This is a genomic window from Microcystis sp. M49636_WE2, from assembly GCF_030065375.1.
In the GTDB taxonomy this organism is placed as follows: Bacteria; Cyanobacteriota; Cyanobacteriia; order Cyanobacteriales; family Microcystaceae; genus Microcystis; species Microcystis aeruginosa_C.
Map to the genome: position 1 here is coordinate 1 of NZ_JASJFG010001054.1, position 3,933 is coordinate 3,933.

Consider the following 3,933-nt stretch of genomic DNA (forward strand, 5'->3'; position numbering starts at 1 on the left):
AGTTTTTGGCAATTTGGATTATCTTGCAAAGCTCGATCGATATCCGATTTCCAAGTTCTGTCATTATACCAACGTTTTGCCCAAGATTGAGCTTCTTTAAAGTTATCAGAAGATGGGGGGATTTTGCACAAAATTTCAAAAGCACCTTCTCTACCCGGCACATTAGCCACAAAATTATTGGCAGCTAGTCCTATTGCTTGCTGAATTAACATTAATTCATTTAATTGAGTCGCACACTTGTCAGAAAACTGATTACCTTGTTTCCTTTCCAATTCTTGCAGTTGTTGAATATTCTTTTCTAAGCTAATCTCAAAATCTCGTTGATCACAAATTTCTGGAGTTGGTGCCATCACATTAGGAGTATTTTCAGGAGTCTTTAATGACCAAAAAGCAAATCCAAGAAAGGCTAATAGTGCCAAGAAAGATAATATTTTAGTTAAATCAGCAGGAGAATTTTCCGCATTAACTAATTTTTCTAATTCTTGTTTGATCCATTGAACATTAAATACCTCTTGATAAATTCGATTAGTAACTTCTAGATAGTCACCATTTTTAATAACTAATTCTGCTTGCTGAAGCTCCAATTTTTCGGGTTTATTATTAGCCAATACTCTCCCCTGCAAAATATCTTGATAGATTTCTAATCTTGACCTAACATTTTTATCAGGAGTTAAGAGACTGTTTTGTATTGTCTGGAGATGGACTGCCGCTTTATTTTGTAACCAATTTTCTACAATATGTTTCTGAATTAATTGTTCAATTCTTGGTTTTTCTTGTCCTTCGCGTAACTCGTTTTTATTGTCGATTAGCAAACGAATAACTATTTCGGTTAACTCCACGTTACCCCCTGTCCAAGCTAGAGTTTCCTTAATTAAAGTTGCTCGTTGGTTTTCCTCAAATTCGGGGGTTAATTTTTCTTCAGCCATTTGATATGCTTCCCTTTGACTTGCTATCTGTGCTTTTCGATTGACTGGGATTTGACTTAACTCTAAAGAAGGCTTTTCCGACTCATTAATGTCCTGATTTTGACTCGAAGTTAAAGCTTCTTCTAAATCTTGATCGGGAAGAAGTTCCAGGGTACTAGCTACCAATTCCGCTTCTGGGTTAATCAGGATTTGTGGTAATTTGGCGGCGGCTAATAATTGCAATTCTTGACTGACGGTGATTTCTTCCCCGCGACCCCATTCTAATAAATCACTAGCTTGTTTTAATTCCCTAATAATAACTGGAGCGAGAGTACGATAGGAATGTTTGGAGTTAGCCAGTGCCGATTGGGCATTTTTAACTAAATATTGCCATTGTTGCTGTTCTGAAGCCAATTGAGACAGAGATAAAATTAATTCTTGCAATTGCTGACGGGAAGCACTGGTTTCTTCCTGTTTGAACAGTTGTAACATCTGTTTGAGGATATCTCTGACGCTGATGGAGATAGAAGAGACCGCCGCAATAGCTGGGGTAGATTTTCCCTGGCCGAGAAGATAGTTAAGATGGGCCTGTAATTCGACAAAAGTCGGTTCACCGTTTTTAATGATCGCGTCAGCTTCCTCGGCTTGCAAACCTAAGGGACTCTGCAGCTTATCGATCAATATCTGAAGCAGATCATAACTCTTGAGCAACAAAGACTCTAATTTTTGATCCACTTCTAGGGGATTTTCTTTCAATATTGTGAAAGCATCCTCAAGACGGTGAGCAGTTTTTTGGATACTGCTATAGCCTAACATGGCCGCCCCTGCCTTGACGGAATGGGCGGCACGAAACATCTCGTTCATCTGTTCATGGTTGTTCACGAGATTGCCTAAGTCTAAAATCCCCTGTTCTAAAGTTTCCAGGTGTTCTTTTGCTTCTTCGATGAAATAGCCGAGAATTTTCCGATCGTTAGCGGAGTCCAATGTATCATCCCCCTTATCACGATGCTACCTAGTCCTGGATTGGCCTAGTTTTTCATTAAATATATCAGTGACTCTCAAATCATTATAAATACATCAACAACTGCCTGTGAACATCTCCTGGAAAAATTAATGCGCTCCGGGGTTTGGGGGTTATACCCCCCAAAAGCGTGGATTGATTGATAAAACCGAAAGTAACGGCCAATTTTAGCGGAGAGTTTCTCCTTAAAAATTCCAACTTAGTAGATTTATAAAAAGGAGATGCACTCATCACGGTGTCATCAGGTGATGTTAATATCAAATCAGCTATTATCCTCGGTGGCATTAGTGGCATTATTGTTTTATTAGGAGAAGAATTATTAATTAAAACTAAAGTAATTGATGATCCAGTGGGAGCAATTCCAGTACATCTTTTTTGTGGTTTTTGGGGAACAATGGCGGTGGGTTTCTTTAGTACCAAAGGTGCGGAAGAATTCGCCCGTGGATCCGCACAGGATAATTGGCTATCTCAAGTCGTTTTTCAATTTTTTTCGATGGATTGTAGTCATGGCATTTACTTTTATTTTTAGTTTAATTCTCTGGCTAATGATTGGCAATCTCCTCTATTATATGCAAGTAATTGTTTTACGTCAAAAGAACCCACAGGTTAATTCCTCTCCTGTTGTCAGGAGTCAATCCTTCAATGTTTCTGACCTATTCTTTTTATTTTGGTCACGGGGAGGGGAAGGAATCCGAGTATCATTATCCGAGGAATTAACGGGTGGTAATGGAGTATTTAGTGATTGAAAAATTGATGTTTATTCAATAAGTTTTTGACAATCTAGATTATCTTGCAAAGCTCGATCGATATCCGATTTCCAAGCTTTGTCCTTATGCCAACTTTTTGCCCAAGATTGAGCTTCTTTAAAGTTATCAGAAGTTGGGGGGATTTTGCACAAAATTTCAAAACCACCTTCTCTACCCGGCACATCAGCGACAAAATTATTTTTAGCTAGTCCTATTGCTTGCTGAATTAACCTTAATTCATTTAATTGAGTCCCACACTTGTAATAAAACTGATCACCTTGTTTCCTTTCCAATTCTTGCAGTTGTTGAATGTTCATTTCTAAGCTAATATTAAAATCTCGTTTAGTACAAATTTCTGGAATACTAGGTGAGGGTTCCTTATCGGGAGTTCTTTGTGGTTGCAATGATAATAAGAACAAAATAATAAACGTACCAAGTAGTAATAGTACCGACGAAAAGGTAGAATCCTCCTCCTTAACTAATTTTTCTAATTCTTGTTTAACCCATTGAATATTAAATACCTCTTGATAAATTCGATTGGTCACTTCTAGATACTCATCATTTTTAATCACTAATTCTGCTTGCTGAAGTGCCAATTTTTCTGGTTTGTTATCAGCAAAGACTCTCCCCTGCAAAATTTCTTTATAGATTTCTAATCTTGACCTAACATTTTTATCAGGAGTTAAGAGACTGTTTTGTATTTTCTGGAGATGAGCTGCCGCTTTATTTTGTAACCAATTTTCTACAATATTTTTCTGAATCAATTGTTCAATTTTTGGTTTTTCTTGTCCTTCTCGTAACTCATTTTTATTGTCGATTAGCAAAAGGATAACTATTATCGTTAACTCCCAGTTACCACCTGTCCAAGCTGGAATTTCCTCAATTAAAGCTGCTCTTTGATTCTCATCAAATTCAGTCCTTAATAGTATTTTATCTAGTTGATCTACTATTTCGTAGTATGCAGGGATTTTATTTAATTCCGTTGTCACCCAAGTTTCATTAAAAACATTTCTATAAATCTTATTATAAACTTTTAACTTTTGTCGGTCTTGAACTACCAATCCCGTTAAGCGTAATTCTATTTGATCAAGACTACCATCATCGGTAATTTCACCATTTTTTAAAATTTCTAGGTAAAGCTTCAGCATTCTTCTACCCGTGACACGCTTATTTAATAAACGATTCCGAATAGTTTTTAGGTGTTCTGGACTATCTTGAGATACCCAGTTACTAATTACTTGCGACTGGATAAAATCGCCGA

The 3,933-nt window shown here is 37.0% G+C and carries 3 protein-coding genes and 1 pseudogene; 2 read left to right on the plus strand and 2 right to left on the minus strand.

Translation table 11 applies throughout. From position 1 onward, the window contains the following. Positions 1 to 1,889: Hpt domain-containing protein (locus tag PX484_RS24370; RefSeq protein ID WP_288105993.1), on the minus strand; the 1,889-nt coding region annotated here is incomplete at its 3' end. A gap of 272 nt (positions 1,890 to 2,161) precedes the next feature. On the opposite strand from PX484_RS24370, the gene PX484_RS24375 reads away from it, so the two are divergent. Together PX484_RS24375 and PX484_RS24380 are read left to right on the plus strand one after the other, a co-directional pair. After that, complete coding sequence (locus tag PX484_RS24375; protein ID WP_287767285.1) at positions 2,162 to 2,455, plus strand: hypothetical protein; 294 nt, start codon at positions 2,162 to 2,164, stop codon at positions 2,453 to 2,455. Continuing rightward, on the plus strand, positions 2,433 to 2,672 hold the full coding sequence (locus tag PX484_RS24380) for a hypothetical protein (protein ID WP_287767286.1): 240 nt from the start codon (positions 2,433 to 2,435) through the stop codon (positions 2,670 to 2,672). Before PX484_RS24375 ends, PX484_RS24380 begins: the two co-directional genes overlap by 23 nt. An 11-nt stretch (positions 2,673 to 2,683) precedes the next feature. On the opposite strand, the pseudogene PX484_RS24385 reads toward PX484_RS24380, so the two are convergent. Beyond that, positions 2,684 to 3,933 (minus strand): annotated as a pseudogene (locus PX484_RS24385) (AAA-like domain-containing protein); the annotation flags it as partial.